21 protein-coding genes are annotated in these 20,920 nt (G+C 38.5%); 9 read left to right on the plus strand and 12 right to left on the minus strand.

The annotated features are described in order from the left end of the window. Positions 1 to 45: 45 nt before the first annotated feature. The 5 genes from NP781_RS18115 to NP781_RS18135 form a co-directional block, all read right to left on the minus strand. The gene (locus NP781_RS18115) at positions 46 to 618 is read right to left on the minus strand and encodes a TetR/AcrR family transcriptional regulator (RefSeq protein WP_009373269.1); all 573 of its coding nucleotides are present in this window, start codon (positions 616 to 618) and stop codon (positions 46 to 48) included. Positions 619 to 739: 121 nt separating this feature from the next. Further along, complete coding sequence (locus NP781_RS18120) at positions 740 to 1,264, minus strand: FixH family protein (RefSeq protein WP_221681161.1); 525 nt, start codon at positions 1,262 to 1,264, stop codon at positions 740 to 742. A gap of 3 nt (positions 1,265 to 1,267) precedes the next feature. Further along, positions 1,268 to 2,656 (minus strand): sensor histidine kinase, encoded by a 1,389-nt coding sequence (locus tag NP781_RS18125; protein WP_257520516.1) that lies wholly within the window; start codon positions 2,654 to 2,656, stop codon positions 1,268 to 1,270. Then, a complete protein-coding gene (locus NP781_RS18130) occupies positions 2,653 to 3,336 on the minus strand; it encodes a response regulator transcription factor (RefSeq protein WP_004230448.1) in 684 nt (227 codons plus the stop codon). Before NP781_RS18130 ends, NP781_RS18125 begins: the two co-directional genes overlap by 4 nt. Positions 3,337 to 3,338: 2 nt before the next feature. Next, positions 3,339 to 4,304 carry a YncE family protein gene (locus NP781_RS18135; protein WP_257520517.1) on the minus strand — a complete coding sequence of 322 codons (966 nt, stop codon included), beginning with the start codon at positions 4,302 to 4,304 and terminating at the stop codon, positions 3,339 to 3,341. A gap of 183 nt (positions 4,305 to 4,487) precedes the next feature. On the opposite strand from NP781_RS18135, the gene NP781_RS18140 reads away from it, so the two are divergent. After that, positions 4,488 to 5,573 (plus strand): glycosyltransferase family 2 protein, encoded by a 1,086-nt coding sequence (locus NP781_RS18140; protein ID WP_257520518.1) that lies wholly within the window; start codon positions 4,488 to 4,490, stop codon positions 5,571 to 5,573. 179 nt (positions 5,574 to 5,752) lie between these two features. Next, entirely contained in the window at positions 5,753 to 8,071 is a 2,319-nt protein-coding gene (locus tag NP781_RS18145; RefSeq protein ID WP_257520519.1) for a beta strand repeat-containing protein, read from the plus strand. A gap of 139 nt (positions 8,072 to 8,210) precedes the next feature. Here NP781_RS18145 and hemY read toward each other — a convergent pair whose 3' ends face one another. The 3 genes from hemY to hemE form a co-directional block, all read right to left on the minus strand. After that, the gene (gene hemY / locus NP781_RS18150) at positions 8,211 to 9,632 is read right to left on the minus strand and encodes a protoporphyrinogen oxidase (RefSeq protein WP_257520520.1); all 1,422 of its coding nucleotides are present in this window, start codon (positions 9,630 to 9,632) and stop codon (positions 8,211 to 8,213) included. Between the two features lie 14 nt (positions 9,633 to 9,646). Then, entirely contained in the window at positions 9,647 to 10,567 is a 921-nt protein-coding gene (gene hemH, locus NP781_RS18155; protein ID WP_257520521.1) for a ferrochelatase, read from the minus strand. Positions 10,568 to 10,723: 156 nt separating this feature from the next. Then, complete coding sequence (gene hemE / locus NP781_RS18160; protein WP_048391738.1) at positions 10,724 to 11,773, minus strand: uroporphyrinogen decarboxylase; 1,050 nt, start codon at positions 11,771 to 11,773, stop codon at positions 10,724 to 10,726. Between the two features lie 233 nt (positions 11,774 to 12,006). On the opposite strand from hemE, the gene NP781_RS18165 reads away from it, so the two are divergent. Then, entirely contained in the window at positions 12,007 to 12,525 is a 519-nt protein-coding gene (locus tag NP781_RS18165) for an antibiotic biosynthesis monooxygenase family protein (protein WP_257520522.1), read from the plus strand. 62 nt (positions 12,526 to 12,587) lie between these two features. On the opposite strand, the gene NP781_RS18170 is transcribed toward NP781_RS18165, so the two are convergent. Then, positions 12,588 to 13,769 (minus strand): ABC transporter permease, encoded by a 1,182-nt coding sequence (locus NP781_RS18170; protein WP_221681155.1) that lies wholly within the window; start codon positions 13,767 to 13,769, stop codon positions 12,588 to 12,590. Next, the gene (locus NP781_RS18175) at positions 13,753 to 14,502 is read right to left on the minus strand and encodes an ABC transporter ATP-binding protein (protein WP_221681154.1); all 750 of its coding nucleotides are present in this window, start codon (positions 14,500 to 14,502) and stop codon (positions 13,753 to 13,755) included. Before NP781_RS18175 ends, NP781_RS18170 begins: the two co-directional genes overlap by 17 nt. A 104-nt stretch (positions 14,503 to 14,606) precedes the next feature. Here NP781_RS18175 and NP781_RS18180 point away from each other — a divergent pair, with 104 nt between their 5' ends. The 5 genes from NP781_RS18180 to NP781_RS18200 all read left to right on the plus strand — a co-directional run bounded on the left by NP781_RS18180 (position 14,607) and on the right by NP781_RS18200 (position 17,702). Next, the gene (locus NP781_RS18180) at positions 14,607 to 15,020 is read left to right on the plus strand and encodes an HIT family protein (protein WP_221681153.1); all 414 of its coding nucleotides are present in this window, start codon (positions 14,607 to 14,609) and stop codon (positions 15,018 to 15,020) included. Positions 15,021 to 15,168: 148 nt separating this feature from the next. Next, entirely contained in the window at positions 15,169 to 15,705 is a 537-nt protein-coding gene (locus tag NP781_RS18185; protein ID WP_257520523.1) for a tryptophan transporter, read from the plus strand. 134 nt (positions 15,706 to 15,839) lie between these two features. Further along, positions 15,840 to 16,235, plus strand: coding sequence for a YtxH domain-containing protein (locus tag NP781_RS18190; protein WP_221681151.1), 396 nt, complete (start codon positions 15,840 to 15,842; stop codon positions 16,233 to 16,235). 157 nt (positions 16,236 to 16,392) lie between these two features. After that, positions 16,393 to 16,953 carry an HTH-type transcriptional regulator Hpr gene (locus NP781_RS18195; RefSeq protein WP_004230760.1) on the plus strand — a complete coding sequence of 187 codons (561 nt, stop codon included), beginning with the start codon at positions 16,393 to 16,395 and terminating at the stop codon, positions 16,951 to 16,953. A gap of 203 nt (positions 16,954 to 17,156) precedes the next feature. Then, positions 17,157 to 17,702, plus strand: coding sequence for a DUF3267 domain-containing protein (locus NP781_RS18200; RefSeq protein ID WP_221681150.1), 546 nt, complete (start codon positions 17,157 to 17,159; stop codon positions 17,700 to 17,702). Between the two features lie 500 nt (positions 17,703 to 18,202). On the opposite strand, the gene NP781_RS18210 is transcribed toward NP781_RS18200, so the two are convergent. Beyond that, the gene (locus tag NP781_RS18210) at positions 18,203 to 18,307 is read right to left on the minus strand and encodes a YjcZ family sporulation protein (protein ID WP_004230765.1); all 105 of its coding nucleotides are present in this window, start codon (positions 18,305 to 18,307) and stop codon (positions 18,203 to 18,205) included. Positions 18,308 to 18,450: 143 nt separating this feature from the next. Here NP781_RS18210 and NP781_RS18215 point away from each other — a divergent pair, with 143 nt between their 5' ends. Continuing rightward, entirely contained in the window at positions 18,451 to 19,431 is a 981-nt protein-coding gene (locus tag NP781_RS18215) for a peptidylprolyl isomerase (protein WP_221681149.1), read from the plus strand. A 62-nt stretch (positions 19,432 to 19,493) separates the two neighbouring features. Here NP781_RS18215 and NP781_RS18220 read toward each other — a convergent pair whose 3' ends face one another. Continuing rightward, complete coding sequence (locus NP781_RS18220; protein WP_221681148.1) at positions 19,494 to 20,798, minus strand: methyl-accepting chemotaxis protein; 1,305 nt, start codon at positions 20,796 to 20,798, stop codon at positions 19,494 to 19,496. Positions 20,799 to 20,920: the final 122 nt, after the last annotated feature.

Genomic DNA, 20,920 nt, shown 5'->3' on the forward strand with positions numbered 1-20,920 from the left:
AGCACTTGATTCAATTCAATACTTATACAGCTGTATTTTGTCGAATCAAGTGAGAATCAAACCTCGAAAGATTGTTTCCTTAAAAAGATTAAGTATCTTTTCTTCAGGGATTACATCACCGTGTAACTCATGCCAATCGACAACAAAAGCAAGATATGCCTTCAGCAATAAGTAACTAACTAGCTCCGCATCACACTCTCTAATTTCACCTTTGTTAATACGTCGTTGTATTAATTCTGCGACATACGATAAGATTTCAGTCTCGATACGTAGTAGCACCTGTTTAACTGCTGGTGTTCGTAATTCTTTTTCTTCCTCGATTAGCTTTGCAAATAAAAGATGTTTTTCTCGGAACTGTAGCATTTTCATTAAAGCATTATGCGCATTATCCATAAAGCTTGCCGATGCATCCAACACTGCATCTGCTTCCGCTTTCATCTCTCGTACAAGTGACATTGCGATCTCTTGAAATAAAATTTCTTTATTTGCAAAGAATGTATAAATCGTACCTTTACCGACATTGGCAATTTTCGCCACTTGCTCCATTGTTGTTGCCTTGTAGCCAAACAATGTAAAAGATTTTGCAGCTGCTTCAAGAATTTCCTGCCTACGATCCATTAGTAACATCCTTTCTAGTTAGGTTATGTACATCTCTCGTACACTTTAATAAAAATGACCAGAAAACCATTTCGGTCATCTGGTCATTATCATATTCCTATTTCAAAAAAATTGCAAGCCTTTAATGATGATTTTTTTCATCTTTTTTCTCTTCCTCATGATCCATATCATTTGAAGAGTCATTATTATGATCCATCATGTTATTATCCATGCTGTTATTGGCTTTTTCATCTTCTGGGACAACCTTTGTCATATCAGGGCTTCCAGCAATAATTTGTTGCTTTGGCATATTATGAACACCGTTAGCTGTTGTATGTGCATACATATAATACACACCATCATGATCAAAAGTAGTCGTTGCTTTATAAACACCGTCTTGCTCTAATTTCCCATCAATCATTTGTCCTTCATCACGTTTTCCTGATTCCCAAACTTCAAATTCTACTACAGCATCATCGACATTTTTTCCACCTTGTTCAACATGTGCTGCAAGCTCAATCGTTTCATTGAGTGCTACTTCTTTTGGTGTTAAAATTTCAACTTCTGGGATCTGTGGTACTTCTGGTTCTGGCAATGCCTCTTTTTTTTCTCCACATCCTACTAATAATGTAGGGACTGCTATTAGCGCAAATAACCACTTTTTCATCTTTTAATCCTCCATTAATGGCAACCGTATCTTCACGGATGTGCCTTTTTCAACAACACTTTCAATTTCCAACGTTCCCTGTAACTGTTTTAATAACTGTTCAACAATCGATAAGCCTAGTCCGCTACCACCGTCCGCACGACTTCGAGCTTTGTTAACACGATAAAATCGTTCAGTGACATGGGTTAAATCCTCCGCAGGAATACCAATTCCATAATCCCTAATGGTAATTTGTGCACTACCAGCCTTTTCAGCAGCAACAATTTCCACCTTAGAATTTTCATGCGAGTAATTAATCGCATTTTCAATAATGTTTATAAAAATTTGTTTTAATTTTACCTCATCTGCTTCAATAATTAGAGCATCATCTACATCTAAATATAAAGTTATGTTCTTTTTATTTGCTTGATGCGTTAAGATTTTTTGAACCTCTCGTAATGTTTCACCTAACGGAATTGGATATAAATCAATGTCAGTTTGTTCATTTTCTGTTCTTGCCAGTTGAAGTAATTCGTTTGTTAAGCGTTCCATGCGATTGGCCTCACGGACGATTAGCTGAATGGTTTCTTCTTTTTGACCTTCTGTGATGATACCATTTTGCATGGCTTCGCTATAGCCCTTTACATAGCTAATCGGTGTTCGTAATTCATGCGAGACTGTTGCCAAGAATGTTTTTTGTGCTTCATCCTCTTGCTGAATTGCCTCTGCCATCTTATTAAAGGTACTAGATAATTTACCGATTTCATCTCGTGAATTGACAGGTACACGAGTCTCATAATTCCCATAGGACATCTGCTCTACTGCAAGCTGTAAATCGTTTAATGGTCGCATAATATGTCGAATACCTTTATAAATTAAATAGCTAACAACTACTAAAAATATGAAGGCACTAATAAACAATAAAATAACGCCACTATTTGCCAACTCAGTAATTTTGGCCAATGGGAAATAAATATAAATAATACCTTCTAATCGATTTTGATCAACAAGTGGTACAACCACCGAAATAAGTTGTCGATCAAAACGAGGCTCGTACCCAATTTTTTGCACATATTTTCCTGCTAATAACTTTTGTCTTTCCTCAGGACCAATCAATGTCTCATAATCGATATCAAATGGAACACAGGCGCTTAATTCACGAGGATTCCTTACCGCAAATATATTCAAATTGGAATAATCATTAAATTCTTCAATATCTGCAATAAATTCATCCGTTACCTTGCCATTGTCATACATTGTTTGTAGCTTCAAACCAACTTCGACCATTGTATCTTCTGTATCCTGTACATATAAACGTTGATATAAAAAATTTGTGAGAACATACATAAAGACGACAGTAATAATTAAAAAAGCAAAAATTAACAACCAAATGCGCGTGGCAATTTTTTTCATTCGCCAGGATCAAAGCGGTAGCCCACACCCCAAACGGTTTGAATATGCGAAGCCGCATCCTTTCCAAGCTTTATTCGTAAAGTTTTAATATGTGTATCTACCGTGCGTGTTCCACCAACATAATCAATATCCCAAATGCGTTCTAATAATTGCTCTCTCGAATAGGCGTTTCCTGGATTTTTCATAAATAAGTGTAAGAGTTCAAATTCCTTTAAAGTAAGTGGAATACTCTTTCCATCAACGGATACTTTTCGTGCTATTTCATCTATTTTAATAGAGCCAAAAATTACGTACTTTTGCTGTAGTTCTGTAATATTTGCACCACTTCGTCTTAATACAGCATAAATTCTGGCTACGAGTTCATCATGTGTAAATGGCTTAACAATATAATCATCTCCGCCAAGTGTAAGACCTTTCACTTTATCCTCATTCGCATCACGTGCAGTTAAAAAAATAATCGGCACATTGGACATAGCCCTAATACTTTGACAAACAACAAAACCATCCTCATGTGGCATCATTACATCAAGTAATACTAAATCTATATTTTCACGCACTATTACGTCGTAAGCCTCAGTTCCACTAGCGGCAGTAAATGTCTCTATATCAGAGTTATTGAGCATCATTTCAATTAAATTACGCATATCCTGCTCATCATCAACTATTAATACAGTTGTCATCATTATTCCTCCCTTACTAACAGCTGAAAAGCACCTTTCCCTACATCAACTGTTTTTTCCTTCTGGCCATCTTTTATAAAATACAATGTGTGATCATCATAGCCAGCGACAACAATATAATCTTTAAATTGATCCACTACAAAGGGATTTGCCCCAACCTCTTGCTGCCACTTGATATGGCCATCAAAGTCAGCCACATATAACTCGTTGTGACCATGACTTACCACAAGAACGGCATCTTTGGTCTTTTTTAATCCTACTGGCATCAAAGGCATGTCAATCTCGCCATGCAGTTGACCTGTAGTCAAATCATATTTTTTAACAGAACTATTTGGCTTACTTCCTTCCCCATGACCGCCTACCCATAGCTCATGTGTTTCTTCTAGAACAGCTATTCCATGAGCAGATTTTTGAATAGGCCACTCTTGCTCAATCGTTAAATCCTTCATATTTAACACAGATAACTTTGTATCTTTAAAATTAATCACATATAGTTTATCCCTATACGATGTCATTGACATTGGATAATTGCCAAGTTGTTGTGAAGCTAGCTGATTGCCTTCTTGATCAAAGCTTGTCACTGTATTGGTTTTACTATTCGTGATAAAAAATTGCTTGATGTTGTCATCGTAGTATACATTGGTCGTACCAATCTCTACTTTTTTTGAATAGAGCTTTTCTCCGGTGGATATTGTATAGACATCGATGTTATTTAATTGGTGTCCATATAATAAAACTTGGTCATCTCCTAATAGTATGGCCCCTGAATAAGCCTTATCAAATAACCATGTCGCAAGCATATTCCCATCCTCATCAATAAAATCTAATGATGGCTCTTGTATGTTTAATGAAGCTATAAAACTTCGTTCCCTTTCAATGGGTTCATATGACTTTTCAGCGCAACCCGCTAACCATATAATTTGTAGTAACGAAAAAATGAAGAATGCCCATTTTTTCAACTTTATCACCTCTGCCCCTTTACTATACTTCACAATTGTGAAATTCGGGTGAAACTTGGAAGGTAAATTTATGACAAACCATGAAAATACATTTCACATATCCGACTCGCAATTCTTCTAACAGTTCAATCATCCAACCAATAATTCCGTCCTTACATATATTACAAAGATAATGGTAAGGAGGAATAGAGTATGATATCCATTAGCTTATGTATGATTGTAAAAAATGAAGAAGATGTTATTGGTCGATGTCTTGAGTCTGTCAAAGATATAGTAGATGAAATTAATATTGTTGATACGGGATCAACAGATAGTACAAAGCAAGTGGTTGCACAATATACAGACCGAATTTTTGATTTTACATGGATACATCACTTTGCAGCAGCACGAAACTTTTCCTTTCAACAAGCAACAAAAGAATATATCCTCTGGCTTGATGCTGACGATGTTTTTTTAGAGGAAGACCGCCAAAAATTCAAGGCACTCAAAGCATCTCTTACTTCCGACATTGATGCTGTTTCTATGAATTATCATTTAAGTTTCGATCATGAGGGAAACGCAGATGCATTAATAAGAAGATATCGCCTTGTCAGAAGAGAAAAGCAATTTCAATGGATTGGTGCAGTTCATGAATATTTAGAAGTGAGTGGTATGTTGTTTGATAGTGATGTTGCTGTTAGCCATTTACCGTTAACCCATGATCACTCTCGCAATATTACCATTTATAGACAACTGATTGAAACGGGAGAAACACTATCACCACGTGATACATTTTATTTTGCTAATGAATTAGTAGATCATGGCCTGTTTGAGGAAGCTATTTATTATTATGAATTATTTTTAACGTCCAAATTAGGATGGATTGAAGATAATATTCGTGCCTGCTTAAAATTAGCAGATTGCTATTCTCATTTAAACGATATAGAAAACAATTTCAGTGCTATAATACGAAGCTTTGAATACGATATCCCCCGCCCAGAAGCCTGCTGTCGCCTAGGTTATCACTTTATGGAACAATCCAGAAATTACGAAGCTATATTTTGGTATGAGCAAGCTCTGGTTATTAAACAGAAGCCAAATGCCCCCTTTCAAAACAAAAGCTTTTCTACATGGCTACCCCACTTGCAGCTCTGTGTTCTTTACGATCGCTTACAACAATATGAACTAGCCCATGCCCATAATGAATTAGCAGGCTCGTTTATTCCGAATGACCCCAAAATTCTACACAATAAAGAATATTTCAAGCGTATTTTAACAATCAATCAAAATGACTCTTAAAAAATATCAATTACCATCTAAAAAGATTCATCTTCTATTCGCAGGATAAACATCCATTTATCTTAAATACAGTTGCAACGAATCTATAAATAACTCTCTATTTACAAGTAAATAATAGTTATGTGTCTACCTCCCTTATCATTTATCAGAATACGATATTTGAGAGAGGAGGTGAGATTATGCATTTTGGAAATTTTATTGATAGAGTTTGCAGTAAGTGTCATTCATTTCCTTGTTGTTGTAAAACTGGTCCAATTCCAAGTTGTCCAATTTGGCCAGTGAAACCTACAGGACCGACTGGGGGGATAACTGGACCTACTGGTAGTACAGGTGTGACTGGCGCTACTGGCGTTACCGGCGCTACTGGTTCTACGGGCGCTACTGGCGCTACTGGCGCTACTGGCGCTACTGGCGCTACTGGCGCTACTGGCGCTACCGGCGTTGCTGGGGCTACTGGCGTGACTGGCGCAATCGGACCTACTGGCTCTACGGGGGCTATCGGCGTTACTGGTTCTACGGGTGAGACTGGGCCTACTGGCGCTACTGGAGTAACTGGGGCTACTGGAGTAACTGGGGCTACCGGTGTTGCTGGTTCTACTGGCGCTACTGGTGTTACTGGCGCTACTGGTGTTACTGGCGCTACTGGTGTTACTGGGGCTACTGGTGTTACTGGGGCTACCGGTGTTGCTGGTTCTACTGGCGCTACTGGTGTTACTGGCGCTACTGGTGTTACTGGCACTACTGGCGCTACTGGTGTTACTGGCGCTACTGGAGTAACTGGGGCTACTGGCGTTGCTGGTTCTACTGGCGCAATTGGACCTACGGGCGCTACTGGAGTAACTGGGGCTACCGGTGTTGCTGGTTCTACGGGCGCTACTGGTGTTACTGGCGCTACCGGCGTTGCTGGGGCTACTGGCGTGACTGGCGCAATCGGACCTACTGGCTCTACGGGGGCTATCGGCGTTACTGGTTCTACGGGTGAGACTGGGCCTACTGGCGCTACTGGTGTTACTGGGGCTACTGGAGTAACTGGGGCTACCGGTGTTGCTGGTTCTACTGGCGCTACTGGTGTTACTGGCGCTACTGGTGTGACTGGCGCTACTGGCGCTACTGGCGCTACTGGTGTTACTGGGGCTACTGGAGTAACTGGGGCTACTGGCGTTGCTGGTTCTACTGGCGCAATTGGACCTACGGGCGCTACTGGAGTAACTGGGGCTACCGGTGTTGCTGGTTCTACTGGCGCAATTGGACCTACGGGCGCTACTGGCGCTACCGGCGCTACCGGCGTTACTGGCGCTACTGGTTCTACGGGTGAGACCGGCGCTACTGGTGTTGCTGGTGTTGCTGGGGCTACTGGCGCTACTGGCGCTACCGGCGTTACTGGCGCTACTGGCTCTACTGGCTCTACTGGCGCTACTGGCGCTACTGGCGCTACTGGCGCTACTGGCGCTACTGGCGTTACTGGCGCTACTGGTTCTACGGGTGAGACCGGCGCTACCGGCGCTACCGGCGCTACCGGCGTTACTGGCGCTACTGGCGCTACTGGCGCTACTGGCTCTACGGGTGTAACCGGGGCTACTGGCGCTATCGGCTCTACGGGTGTAACCGGGGCTACTGGCGCTACTGGCGTTGCTGGGGCTACCGGCGTTACTGGCTCTACGGGTGAGACCGGCGCTACTGGCGCTATCGGCTCTACGGGTGTAACCGGGGCTACTGGCGCTACTGGCGTTGCTGGGGCTACCGGCGTTACTGGCTCTACTGGGGTAACCGGCGCTACTGGCTCTACTGGGGCTACCGGCGTTACTGGCTCTACTGGGGTAACCGGCGCTACTGGCTCTACTGGGGCTACCGGCGTTACTGGCTCTACTGGGGTAACCGGCGTTACTGGCTCTACTGGGGCTACCGGCGTTACTGGCTCTACTGGGGTAACCGGCGTTACTGGGGCTACTGGGGCTACCGGCGTTACTGGCTCTACTGGGGTAACCGGCGTTACTGGGGCTACTGGCGCTACGGGGCCTGCGTTTACTGAAGGATTCTCTGCCTTTAAAAACACGTTGGCTGTTAGTGGATCTACTCCAATCACTAACTGGAGTGTTACTTCACCATACTTTACAACACCTGCTTTCAATCCAACAACTGGTATTTTCACTGTACCAACTACAGGTAGGTATTCCTTTGAAGCAACCATTAACTACTCCACTGCTGCGGCTATTAGCGTTACTTTAGGAGCAGGAATAAACCCTTCATTTGCAATTAGACAAAATGCTACTACTAATTTAATTAGTGGCTTGTTCCCTGTACTAAATGTCAATGTGGCACTTGTATTAACTTTACGCGCAGTTCTGGGAAATGGCACAATTACTTTAGCAGGAGAAGTGAATTTAAATGCTGGAGATACAATCGATTTGTTCTATGAGGCCAATGGATTGACTATTTCTCTTACACTAGGCGGCGCTAACTCTGGTGGTATTGTTTGGTCATGTCATCGAATTTCTTAGAGTTAGGACATTATTAAGCAATACAGTTTTTAGTAGAAATAGCAAACCACTATTTTGTAGTTTGCTATTTCTTTTTCATGTAACAATATAAAAAATAGTACAAACATTGATAATAAATGTTTGTACTATCTGATTTGCATTACTTGAACATTTCCATTAATACTTCATTGGCGACCTTTTTACCTTGCTGTACGCATTCTGGAATCGATATTCCTTCAAACGAGCTTCCTGCAAGCTTTACAGTTGGAAAATGCTCTTGTAATTCTTGCTTGATACGAAGGACTTTCGCCTCGTGGCCAACTGTATATTGTGGCATCGCATTTTTCCAACGTGTTACAACAGTTGTGATAGGTACACCATCGATACCAATCGTTTTCTCTAAATCCTGTAGCACGGTTTTTTCGATCTCCGTATCCGATAACGCTACAATCGCTTCATCGCCCACTCGACCAATATAACTACGTAATAATACATAATCCTCTGGTGAAGTACCTGGCCATTTTCGATTCATCCAAGTGCAGGAAGTAATTGAAAAATCACTATTTCGAGAGACATAAAAAGAAAGTGCGTCTAAATCACCGAGTTGTTCCTTTTTAAAAGCCATTGTAACGGTTGCAATAGTCGCAGCCTTCATTGTGCCCAATTCATGTAATAGACTTAACTTACTAAACATTTTTTCAGCCATATTAAAGGGGGTGGCAATAATAACAGCATCTGCTTTGATATGCGAAAAATTGTTGAGTATCACCTGAACTGAACCATCCTTGCCATGCTCTATTTCCTCTACTTTGACACCCTTCATCACTGTCCCCGGAAGTAAGGATTCTTCAATACTTTCAATGAGTGTTTCAAGGCCATTGCTAAAGGTTTGAAAGATACCTTTATTTTCAGCTATGTGATGATTGCTTAAGAAATTCGTGCCTGACTTCTTCATACCAATCAGCAAACTACGATATTGTTGTTCTAAACTATAAAGCTGCGGGAAGGTTGAACTCATACTTAACTGCTCAATATCCCCTGCAAATGTACCCGCTAGTAGGGGCTCTACTAGATTTTCCACAATCTCCGCACCAAATCTTCTTCTAAAAAAAGCGCCTAACGGTTGATCGTCATTCTGTGTAGAACGGGGAATAAAAAAGTCCCCCACCGCACGAACTTTACCACTAAGTGAGAACAAGCCTGAAGTTATGAATGAAGAGATATGTGGTGTCTCTCCAGATAGGAGATGACTAGGTATTGTATATAACTGACTACCAACAGCTACATAGTTTGGACCCGCATTACTTGTTAATAGTTTCTGTTCGATCCCGAGATCCTTTGCTAAAGCATGGACATAGTTTTCACGATCAAAAAAAGATTCTGGCCCACGCTCAATAATAAAGCCATCTTTTCTTAGAGTTTGAATTTTTCCGCCAAGACGTAATGACGACTCGACAAGTACGATATCTAATGGCAATTCTTTTGCGCTTGCTTCTTTTTGCATATAGAACGCAGCTGTAAGGCCTGTAATGCCACCGCCTACGACAACTACCTTTCGTCTTTTCTGAGTCACCAACATCATCACTTTCTTTTCGCTTAGCTTAATTTTTTATGAATCGCCCCTACCATCGCATCAATAAATAAAGGATGTGTATTTGGCATCGCTGGACGATAGTATTTTGCACCAAGTTCATCACAAACAACTTTACATTCAAAATCATTGTCATACAACACTTCTAAATGCTCTGTTACGAAACCTACTGGTGTATAAACAAATGAACGGAAGCCTTTTTCTTCGAATAGCTCACGTGTTAAGTCTTGAACATCTGGACCAATCCAAGGCTCTGGTGTTTGGCCTGCTGATTGCCAGCCAACCTCTACATTTTTTAAACCTGTCGCAGTTTGAATAAGACGAGCTGTTTCAATTAGTTGATCTTCATATGGATCACCTAAGTTTTTAATTTTTTCAGGCAATGAATGTGCTGATACAATTAGACAAGCTGTCTCCCGTTCTTCTTCTGTCATTGCATTAAATGTCTCATTCACTTGTTGTTTCCAATACTCTATGAATTTTGGCTCGTCATACCAAGATTCCACAGAAGTAATCTTTAAGCGACCTCCTGCGGCCTCTTCAGCACGACCATTATAAGACTTAATTGAGAAAGTAGAGAAGTGAGGGGCTAAAACAATAGAAACCGCTTCTTTTATGCCCTCCGCCACCATTTGCTCTACTGCATCTTCTATAAATGGATGAATATGTTTTAAACCAATAAACAATTTATATTCTACAGCATCCTGTACTTCGTTCAAACGCGTACATAATGCTTCAGCTTGCGCTTGTGTTGCCGCAGCTAATGGGGATAAACCACCGATTGCTTCATAGCGGCTACGTAAATCTTCTAAATGCTCTGCAGAAGGTTTACGTCCATGACGAATATGCGTATAGTAAGGTTCAATATCTTCTTCTTTATAAGGTGTTCCATATGCCATTACTAGTAAGCCTTTAACTTCTTTCATTACCCTTTTCACCTCTAAAATTGTTTTATGTTTTTCATACATTATGTGATAAAAAGAAGCTGCCCAATCTTAATTGTTGGACAGCTCCTTTTCTACATTGGAATTAAAATTTCCTATATAGAAAAGGACATATTATTCACGCTTGATTGACTTCCATTAAGAACGAGCTTGAATTTGTTGAGCACTATATTCATGAATAAGCGTTGTAAGACGTTTTAAGACATCTGGGTCAACCTCTGGGAAAACACCATGACCAAGATTAAAGATATGACCTGGCATTTCTAGTCCTTGATCAATAATATCTTTCGTTCGTTTTTCAATAACTGACCAATCTGCAAGTAATAGAGATGGATCTAAGTTTCCTTGTACAGGCTTGGTAATACCATTGGCACGTGCGTCTTTAATCGGTAAACGCCAATCTAAGCCCACAACATCAATCGGTAAATCATTCCATTCTTTTGCTAAATGGCTAGCACCCACTCCAAATTGAATTAATGGTACATTTTCTTTTTGCAACTCTGCAAAAATACGAGTCATAATCGGTTTAATAAATACACGGTAATCCTCTACATTTAAGGCTCCAACCCATGAGTCGAACACTTGGATAGCTTTTGCACCAGCTTTAATTTGAGCCGTTACATCTGCAATAATCATGTCAGCGAGTTTATCCATTAAAGCAAACCAAGCTTGAGGTTCTGATACCATAAATGATTTTGTTTTATTATAGTTTCTTGAAGGACCACCTTCAATCATGTAGCTTGCAAGTGTGAATGGGGCTCCAGCAAAACCGATTAGAGGTACATTTAATTGCTCTTCTGCAAGTAACTTGATTGTCTCTAATACAAATGGTGTATGCTCTTTAGCATTGAATTCACCTAATTTTTCTACATCCGCTACTGAACGAATAGGGTTAGAAATAACAGGACCAACACCTGCCTTGATTTTCACATCTATCCCAATTCCAGGGAGAGGTGTGACAATATCTTTATATAAAATAGCAGCATCTACATTGTAATTCTCAACAGGTAGACGAGTGACATACGCACATAGCTCAGGTTGGTGTGTAATTTCCTCTAAGGAATACTTTTCTTTAATGGCACGGTATTCTGGCTGAGAACGTCCTGCCTGACGCATATACCAAACTGGTGTATGTGCGGTCCTTTCTCCACGTGCAGCACGTAGAAGTGTATCATTAAAAGTTGTCATGAATAATTCCTTCCCCTCGTTAAATTCTTACTATAAAAAATCCCATGTTTATTCCTTTATTATTGATATCCGTTTCCAATAGTAAACGCTTCCTCTGTTATTGTATAGTTTTCCTAGTGAAATGTCATAAAATTGTTCTTTCTCGGCATATTCTTTTTGAACGGAGCGTTAGACTTACGCCAGAAAGGGTATAATCACGCTATATTAGTAAGATTCATAAGGAGGATAAATTCATGTATATTTATTTAACTTCTGGTACTGGCGATTTTTTGGAACAGGTAAAAAATAAGTATCCTAATGAACATATGATTTTAATTCATGGAGAAGGTAACTCTGTACTGATACATGAAACAGAAGGAAAAACAGTATTTGCGACACCTCGTAAATTTGAAGTGCTAGATTCAGTAAATGATTTAGAGGAACATGGTTTCTTTGTTTTCAATAATATTCCTGTAACGGATGAAGGAAGACCCGTTTTCGAGCATCGCTTTTTAGAACGTTCACGCGCTATTGAAAACGAGCCTGGCTTTGTTGCCTTCCGTTTATTAAGGCCTATCAAGAGTGATACTTACATTGTCATGACTCAATGGCATGGACCCCATTCATTTGAGGCATGGAAGAGTTCTAAAGCCTATGAAACTGCCCATGCTAGAAGAGATGATTCAACTGGGATACGCCAGCAAAACATCTTCTCAGCAGCTTCTTATGTAACAACCTATAGTGCTCTACCGAAAGAAGAAAATTCACAATAAGTTTAGATAATTAAAAGCTCATTTATCCAACAATATTATTGGTAAATGAGCTTTTTAGTATTCTACTTTGAAACCTTCGACGTTAATTCACTAATCACCAAAACAATAATGAAAGCAATATAAAACATTGGTTGTGTCATAGCACATAAGCCCACAACAATAGCTTGTGTAATCATGGCTAAACGCACAATTTGCTTCACAGCTAGTTGACGAGCATGATCTGGTAACGGATAGAGCATATCCATTCGAAATTCGCCACTGGATAACAGAGCTTGTTTTAACTGAATAGTTGTCGCAAAGCTGAGTGCACCCGCTACAATCCATGTAACGACAGGAATATCTACAAAAGCCGCAATGATTGCTGAAATAGCAGTAAGGCGTACCCATAAATAGAAATGGTCATCTGTCCGAATAAAGGTACGAAATACCAGGTACTTTTGAGCATTGCCCTTACCGTATGGTACAAATTTATAGAGCCAGTCCATCCAGCTGCGACGACGGATGCTTCCGTGTAAATGAGGTACGTCTGTAAAATAATTTGCAAAACGGTAAAAGCTCATCATGCGATTCTGTTCAAGCTTGACAAAATGCTCATAAGGCACAGGCTCACCGATTGATTTTTTTCTAAAGACGATAATATAAATAACGCTAATAACTGTAGCGACTACTGCTAATATAAACTGAGCATGGAGTCCCAAATAGATTACAGCCGCAAACACGATAGCCCGGATAAGCCTGTCCACCCAAACCATATGGCCTCGTTCACTATAACGATAGTTAAATTCTCCTTGAACACTTATATATTTCAATACAATGACAAGTAAAAATATAGTCCATATGTCGATCGTTGTTAATTCTGTTACTGCCTTTAATAATGGGATACTAACAATATAGACGATCGCTACTATCCACACTTGAGACCAAAACGTCCAAGCCAACGCCTTGCTGAAGTACAAAGACATTTTTGATTCTAAAGGTAATAAGTATACTTGATCTGGCTCTCTCAACAATGTAGTCGGACGGCTAAAGGCCAATAAAATCCCTATGATAACAGCTATCAGGATTTCTGCTGGAAAGTCTGTTTGAACAACTTTCAGCCATTCGCTATATTGATAGCCCCCTGCTCCTATTAGAAATACAAGTACGATGGCAATATGCCCTGTAAAAATAAATTGCATATATTTTTGTACTTCTCCTATATAATGCATGAAGCGAGAGGACCATACATCACGCAAGTTCTTCATGGTCCCGCTCCTTTGTCATAGCAATATAAAGGTCATCTAATGTCGCATACGGCATAGCAAATGATTGACGTAAATCAGCCATTGTTCCTTGTGCTCGAACTCTTCCTTCATGCAATAAGATAATGCGATCACAATGCTTTTCAGCAGTCGATAGAATATGTGTAGACATTAATATAGAAGCGCCTTCTTTTTTCTTTTCATCCATTTGGTCTAATAACGATTGAATACCTAGTGGATCCAATCCCACAAATGGTTCATCAATAATATATAGACTTGGATTCACTAAAAAGGCACACATAATCATAACTTTTTGACGCATACCCTTTGAAAAATGTGAAGGGAACCAATTTAATCTTTTTTCCATTCGAAACTCTTTTAACAGTACCTCAGAACGAGCATCGAGTGTTGCTTTGTCAATACCGTAAGCCATTGCTGTTAATTCTAAATGCTCTCTTAATGTTAACTCATCATATAATACAGGGGTTTCAGGAATATAAGAAAAAGCTGTACGATACTTGTCTGTATCTTCCTTTAATGTTACACCATTTAGACGAATGTCCCCTTCCTTTGGCAACATTGTTCCTATAATATGTTTAATTGTTGTACTTTTACCAGCTCCATTTAAGCCGATTAAGCCAACTAGTTCACCTTTTCCAATCGTAAAAGATAGATCTTTTATAACAGGTTTTCTTGTATAACCACCTGTCACGTTCTGTACCTCTAATACTGACATATTCTCACTCCTCTTCTTGTATTATATTTTATCAAAAATTAGCAAATGATACAGGTTTGAGTATGATAGAATGTACTTACATATACGTTAAGGGGGAAATTCTTATGAGCGATTGCCTATTTTGCAAAATTATTGATGGATCCATTCCAAGTACAAAAATTTACGAAGACGATCATGTCTATGCATTCACAGACATTTCACCTGTGGCAAAGGGCCATACACTTTTAATTCCAAAGCATCACTGCCAAGATCTATTTGAAATGCCAGAGGAAGTGGCTCGTAATCTATATGCTGTAGCTCCCAAAATTGCAAATGCTATTAAAGCAGCATTTCAGCCTATTGGTTTGAATACCATTAATAACAACGGTGCTGCTGCTGGACAAACTGTTTTCCACTACCACTTACATTTTATTCCGCGTTACGATGAAAAAGAAGGGCTAGGCTTAATTTGGCAAACACAAACGTACTCACCAGAGCAGTTGGCAGAAGTAGCAGAAAGTATTAAAGCCAATCTATAAGCCATTTGTAATATATTAACATCTGGATGTTCAGAATGCTGTATTGCAAATTTTTAAAATTTAGCGTACAATCACAAATAAGTTTCGCTAGCGGTCAAGAGGACACGTTAGGAGACAAATAGATTAGCATAGTCGAGGAGAGATACAAATGAATACAAAGAATTTAGTATTAATGGCACTGTTAGTAGGTGTCGGTGCTGCACTTTATGTGGTTACACCAGGAATGGTGAATGGGATGAAGCCTGATTTTATGTTAACCATGATGTTTATTGGTATTCTATTATTCCCAACAGTGAAAGAAACGTTCCTACTTTCTCTTTCAACAGGGGTGCTTTCAGGTTTATTTACAACATTCCCAGCAGGTCTAGTTCCAAATATTATTGATAAAGCTGTTACTGGTTTTGTATTTTTAGCTGCTTTAATCATTCTCAAAAAACTAGCAGATCATTTTGCCGTATCTGCTGTCTTAGTTAGCTTGGGAACAATTCTTTCAGGAACTGTCTTCTTAGCAGTAGCGCTTTTTGTGTTTAATGCAAATGTTGGCGCGACGTTTGCGATGCTATTTATTGGCGTTGTCCTTCCAGCTGTCGTATTTAACGTTGTTGCGTTTGCCGTTATTTATCCAATTGTTTCAAAATTAGTGAAGCGCTCTAAATTCAATACAGCTATTTCTCAAATTTCATAAATAAACACTTTAAATAATCAAAAGAAACTAAACTGTGGCGGTCAAATCACTCGTTTAGTTTCTTTTTTCTTTTTGTATTGGTGCATTTCATGGTTTAATAGTAAATAAACATGACTAGAAATGAGGTATCTAATATGAAAGCAAAACCATTTTTACTTGGACTAACAACAGGAATTATTGGTGGGACAATCGCTGTGCTTTTCTCAACGCCACAATCTGGGCAACAGCTACGTGCTTCTGTTAAACAAAATGTTGACCAAACAAAGGGTATGCTCCTTGATGTAAAACAACAAGTAGGAACTGTTAAACAATCTGTTAATACATTAACAAATGAAGTAAAAAATAATATCCCACAAATAATAAATGATTTAAAGCAAACAATTACGACTTTTACTGAAGAAATCGAACCAACGAAAAATAATTTACAACAAGAATTAGATGCTTTACAGAATTCGATAAGCGAAATCGAGAAAAACATTGCACAAATTACAGAAAATAAGAAAAAAACTCAAGAAAAAGTTAGCGACTAAAGTCCTTATCAATAGTTAAATAATCTGTATTTTTATCAAAAACTATTGCTATAATATTATTTTTTAGCCACTTTTCAATTTTTTAATTTTTCTAACTTTAAACTTTTTTCCTTTACTGCTATAATATTTTTAAAAATGTGAAAGAAAGCAGTAGGTGATGGCTTTGTCAGAGGAATTATATACACAAAAAGAAGCGATGCTTTATAGTCAAAGAATCGCACAGTTATCAAAAGCGCTGTGGAAAGCGGTTGAAAAGGATTGGCAACAATGGATTAAACCTTATGATTTAAATATTAATGAACACCATATTTTATGGATTTCATATCATTTAAAAGGCGCTTCCATTTCTGATGTTGCGAAATTTGGCGTGATGCATGTTTCTACAGCATTTAATTTCTCCAAAAAATTAGAAGAGCGTGGCTTTCTTAAGTTTTCCAAGCGTGATGACGATAAACGTAATACGTATGTTGAGCTTACAGAAGCTGGCACAGAGCTCATTATAGAGATGAATAAAAACTACCATAATACGTATCATTCCGTCCTGGAAGGATCACTAGCATTAAAAGATTTATATGGCCGTTTTCCTGATTTTTTAGATGTAATGGCTGTTATTCGTAATATCTATGGTGAAGATTTCATCGATATTTTCGAACGCTCTTTCCAACATTTCCGTGATTCCTTTGACACACTAGAAGAACGCACACCTGTAAAAGGATAAGACGAAGCTTCAAACTGCACATAATTTTTCCTGCACTTATTTATAAGTTGAACAAAAATGTTATACTACTGTTCATTCAGGAATGAGTCATGTGAAAGGAGGTATTTCAGAAATATTTCTGAAGTACCTCCTTTTTCTTGCATTCTAACATAATTCAATTTACATTAAATAGGACACTTCCTATTTCGGAGTTGATAAAAACCATGCATTGCTGGAAAATTTTAAATTTAGAACATCATTACGGCACTACGCGTATTATTATAATGGGAGTCATTACCTTTTTATTGGTCTTTTCTGTTTCGTATGTAACGTTTAATTTATTTAATGAAGAGCGTTATACAGATCGACTATTCTGGCTCTTTATGATAGCTGTGCTAACACTTTATCCCATTCACAAATTTTTGCACTTTGTGGCCCTAATTGATTTACGCCAACATTTAAAATTACGTGTACGTAGTCAGTTTTATATAATTCCTGTTTTACACATGCGAATTCGAGAGCCATTATCTAAAAATCGATACATTTTAGCATTACTTACGCCTTTTATCGTTCTAAATACTAGTATTATAGTTGGAACATGGCTCTTACCAGCCTATACCCATTATGGGACATTGCTGTTAGCCTATCACTGTAGTCTATGCCTAATTGATATCCTTTACGTAAAGTATCTCTTGAATTCACCTAAAAATTCACAAATAGAAGAAACACCTAAAGGCTATGAAATTTTAGTTCCACCGACCGTTCACTAAATTGCTTGTACTTGTTTTTTATTGACGTTCTTTGTTATGCTATTACTATTGAAAGAGGGGAGGAATAGACTTGCTATTAATGATTGTAGTTCTATTCTCGGTATTCTATTTATTTCAAATTAACCGCATGACATATGCTCTATGCATGCGACGTGAAATTCCCGAAGAAAACCAACCAAAAATATTCCGAACTATAAATATACTTATTACTATCCTACTTGTCTCATTCTACATTGAAATTTTATATGCAGTTTAACAGAAAAATCCATTACGCCGAGGCGTAATGGAATCTAAATTTTTTCGGGCTTTTTTGAAAAGCCCCCTTCAAAAACATGTGCACCATCCGCGCCCGTCCGCACGCTCAAAGATAAGTCGAGCCCCCATGCAACAACTTTTACTAACCAAGTAATTGTTTAGAACCTAAGGCATGCGGCGCGAATGTCTAACATTGTTAAGAAAAGCTAAGAGTTAATGCTCTTAGCTTTTCACTGTTTTATTAATTAGTATAGGAACGCTGCACCAACGATAATTAATAAAATAAATAACACAACTAATAAAGCAAAGCCTGAGCCGTAGCCACCGCCACCGTATCCTCCGTTGCCCATAACTTCACCCCCTTTCTTTTCTATATCCTATGCGCTTCAAAATTTGAAATATAGGCAATACTCAAGGGGGAACCATTTTGTTTTTAAAACGTTTATGTTATAGTAAAAAATGGACGAAACCATGTTAGGAGAGAATATCCACTATGAAAAAGACAGTTTTATCTTTAACTTTAGCTGCGTCTGTATTAGCGCTTGGTGCTTGTAGCGGCGGAGACAGCAAAGCAATCGTTACTTCTAAAGTGGGCGATATTTCAGTAGCTGATTTTAATGAAAAGGCAAAAGCTTTAACAGGCTCATATGTAATGCAGCAAATGGTGACTGAAAAAGTTTTAGCTGACAAATATGAAGTAACAGATAAGGAAATCAAAGAAGCGTATGATACAACTGCATCACAATTTGGTGATGGCTTTACACAAGCGCTTGCTGAAAGTGGTTTAACAGAACAGGGCTTTAAAGATTCTTTACGTGTTCAACTTCTTCAAGAGAAAGCTTTGAAAGATCAAGCAATTAAAGAAGAAGATGTGAAAAAATACTACGAGCAAATGAAAACAGAATTAAATGGTCGTCACATTTTAGTAGCAGATGAAAAAACAGCTAAAGAAGTAATTGAAAAAATTAAGGGTGGCGCTAAGTTTGAGGACGTTGCAAAAGAGTACTCAACAGATACTGGCTCTGCTCAAAAAGGTGGAGAACTTGGATGGTTCTCTGTAGGTTCAATGGTAGATGAATTTAACGATGCCGCTTATGCTCTTGAATTAAAAACATTAAGTGAACCAGTAAAATCTAGCTTTGGTTACCATGTAATTGAAATTACGGACAAGCGTGATGTAAAAGGTGTTGGTTCATTTAAAGACGAAGAAGAAAACATTCGTTCAACTATGTTAAATAAACTGAACCAAACTGGTGAAGCTCAGACGATTCTTAAAGATATCGTTGCAAAAATGGCTAAAGAAGCCGATGTGAAAACATCTGATAAAGATTTAAAAGAACCACTTAAATTCTTTACAACAACAAGTGAAGAACAAGCAAAAGCAGCTGAAGAAGCAGCTAAAAAAGCTGAAGAAAATGCGCCAAAAGAGGATTCCGAAGATAAAGCAGAAGATACTGACAAGGAATCTAAATAATTAGAGTCTAGTATATAACAAAAAGAGAAGCACCTGATACATCAGATGCTTCTCTTTTTTCTCTATTTTACTTTAAATTGGCTAATTTCAGTTTGCAGGTCATTTGACATTGTTTGAAGAACATTTGCAGCACTTGCTATTTCCTCATTAGAAGCACTTTGTTGCTCGATAGATAAAGCAATATGCTGTATGCCCGAAGATGTGCCATTCGCTATGCCAACGACTTCTTTTACAGCATCATCTGTTTGACTTGCTTTCTCATTGACACGTAAGACAATATCCTTTACTTCCGTTGTACGATGACTTATCTGTTGCAAATATAAGACTATATTTTTAAAGGTATCGCCTGTCTGTTCAACAGATTCACGGCCTTCCTCCACAAACTGTGTCCCACTATTAATAGCATAAACAGCACTGGAGGTTTGGCTTAAGATATCATCCACCAATGTTCGAATATTATCTGCAGCCTTTCCAGATTCCTCTGCTAGCTTTCTTACTTCATCTGCCACTACTGCAAAGCCTTTTCCAGCCTCCCCTGCACGAGCTGCTTCAATAGATGCATTCAATGCAAGCAAGTTTGTTTGATCTGTAATACTTGTAATCAGCGCTACAATCGTACTGATTTCCTTCGATTTTTCGCCTAAAGCATTTACAACTGCGGTTGACTGATGAACAGATTCATTAATGGTATTCATTTTTTCAATCGTTTGCTCAATTAGTTGTAATCCTAAATCAGCCTTTTGGTTCGTTTCAATTGCTATTGAGGCCACTTCCTGTACAGCAGAAGATGCATGATCCATATCTTTAGTAATTAAATGTGCTGATTCAGATAATAAATCCATTTGCCTTAATTGTCCTTCTGCACTGGAGGCAATTTCCCCAATGGCACTAGAAATAGTTTCAACTGTTTGACTGCTTTGCTCGGTAATCGTTGTAAATTCCTTTGTAAAGGTTGATACATCTGTCGATGCCTTATTCGTCTTTTCAATGACCGTCCCAATTTGCTCTAGCATATGATTAAATTCAGTCGATAATTGACCAATTTCATCTTTTAATCGATCATCAATGCGAACAGTTAAATCGCCATCAGCAGCCTGGGTCATAGCATTTAACACACGCTTGACACGCCTTAAGACAATATACCTTGTACATAACGAAATAATTACTGTGCCAATAAATAACGAAATAAATGTATTAATGGCAACCCCAGCACTTCCATTCAAATGCACTACCTTCTCGAATTGACGACTAACAAATTCTGAAATATGGGAGCTAATAAATAAGCTTATGCCGATAGCTAGTATCATTTTGAAAATTAAACTTTTCCAAAACTTAATTTTCCGTGAAAAAAGTCCCTCTGTATCCATTACTTTTCCCCATTCCTATAATTTCTCTCTCTATTCTAAATTAAATATTCACATTGGTACAATAGTTAGGCACTATTAGTAAATATATGAATACTTAGACTCACAGAAATTAATAACGAATA

Source organism: Lysinibacillus sp. FN11 (assembly GCF_024628845.1).
In the GTDB taxonomy this organism is placed as follows: Bacteria; Bacillota; Bacilli; order Bacillales_A; family Planococcaceae; genus Lysinibacillus; species Lysinibacillus capsici.

Bases quoted from the DNA above. Each gene is read 5' to 3' on its own strand.
- NP781_RS18115 (WP_009373269.1), bottom strand. From the start codon at position 618: ATGGATCGTAGGCAGGAAATTCTTGAAGCAGCTGCAAAATCTTTTACA.
- NP781_RS18195 (WP_004230760.1), top strand. From the start codon at position 16,393: ATGGCTTTGTCAGAGGAATTATATACACAAAAAGAAGCGATGCTTTAT.
- NP781_RS18180 (WP_221681153.1), top strand. From the start codon at position 14,607: ATGAGCGATTGCCTATTTTGCAAAATTATTGATGGATCCATTCCAAGT.
- NP781_RS18125 (WP_257520516.1), bottom strand. From the start codon at position 2,656: ATGAAAAAAATTGCCACGCGCATTTGGTTGTTAATTTTTGCTTTTTTA.
- NP781_RS18215 (WP_221681149.1), top strand. From the start codon at position 18,451: ATGAAAAAGACAGTTTTATCTTTAACTTTAGCTGCGTCTGTATTAGCG.
- hemY (WP_257520520.1), bottom strand. From the start codon at position 9,632: ATGATGTTGGTGACTCAGAAAAGACGAAAGGTAGTTGTCGTAGGCGGT.
- NP781_RS18165 (WP_257520522.1), top strand. From the start codon at position 12,007: ATGTATATTTATTTAACTTCTGGTACTGGCGATTTTTTGGAACAGGTA.
- NP781_RS18120 (WP_221681161.1), bottom strand. From the start codon at position 1,264: ATGAAAAAGTGGTTATTTGCGCTAATAGCAGTCCCTACATTATTAGTA.
- NP781_RS18200 (WP_221681150.1), top strand. From the start codon at position 17,157: ATGCATTGCTGGAAAATTTTAAATTTAGAACATCATTACGGCACTACG.
- NP781_RS18130 (WP_004230448.1), bottom strand. From the start codon at position 3,336: ATGACAACTGTATTAATAGTTGATGATGAGCAGGATATGCGTAATTTA.
- NP781_RS18190 (WP_221681151.1), top strand. From the start codon at position 15,840: ATGAAAGCAAAACCATTTTTACTTGGACTAACAACAGGAATTATTGGT.
- hemE (WP_048391738.1), bottom strand. From the start codon at position 11,773: ATGACAACTTTTAATGATACACTTCTACGTGCTGCACGTGGAGAAAGG.
- NP781_RS18170 (WP_221681155.1), bottom strand. From the start codon at position 13,769: ATGAAGAACTTGCGTGATGTATGGTCCTCTCGCTTCATGCATTATATA.
- NP781_RS18210 (WP_004230765.1), bottom strand. From the start codon at position 18,307: ATGGGCAACGGAGGATACGGTGGCGGTGGCTACGGCTCAGGCTTTGCT.
- hemH (WP_257520521.1), bottom strand. From the start codon at position 10,567: ATGAAAGAAGTTAAAGGCTTACTAGTAATGGCATATGGAACACCTTAT.
- NP781_RS18140 (WP_257520518.1), top strand. From the start codon at position 4,488: ATGATATCCATTAGCTTATGTATGATTGTAAAAAATGAAGAAGATGTT.
- NP781_RS18185 (WP_257520523.1), top strand. From the start codon at position 15,169: ATGAATACAAAGAATTTAGTATTAATGGCACTGTTAGTAGGTGTCGGT.
- NP781_RS18220 (WP_221681148.1), bottom strand. From the start codon at position 20,798: ATGGATACAGAGGGACTTTTTTCACGGAAAATTAAGTTTTGGAAAAGT.
- NP781_RS18175 (WP_221681154.1), bottom strand. From the start codon at position 14,502: ATGTCAGTATTAGAGGTACAGAACGTGACAGGTGGTTATACAAGAAAA.
- NP781_RS18145 (WP_257520519.1), top strand. From the start codon at position 5,753: ATGCATTTTGGAAATTTTATTGATAGAGTTTGCAGTAAGTGTCATTCA.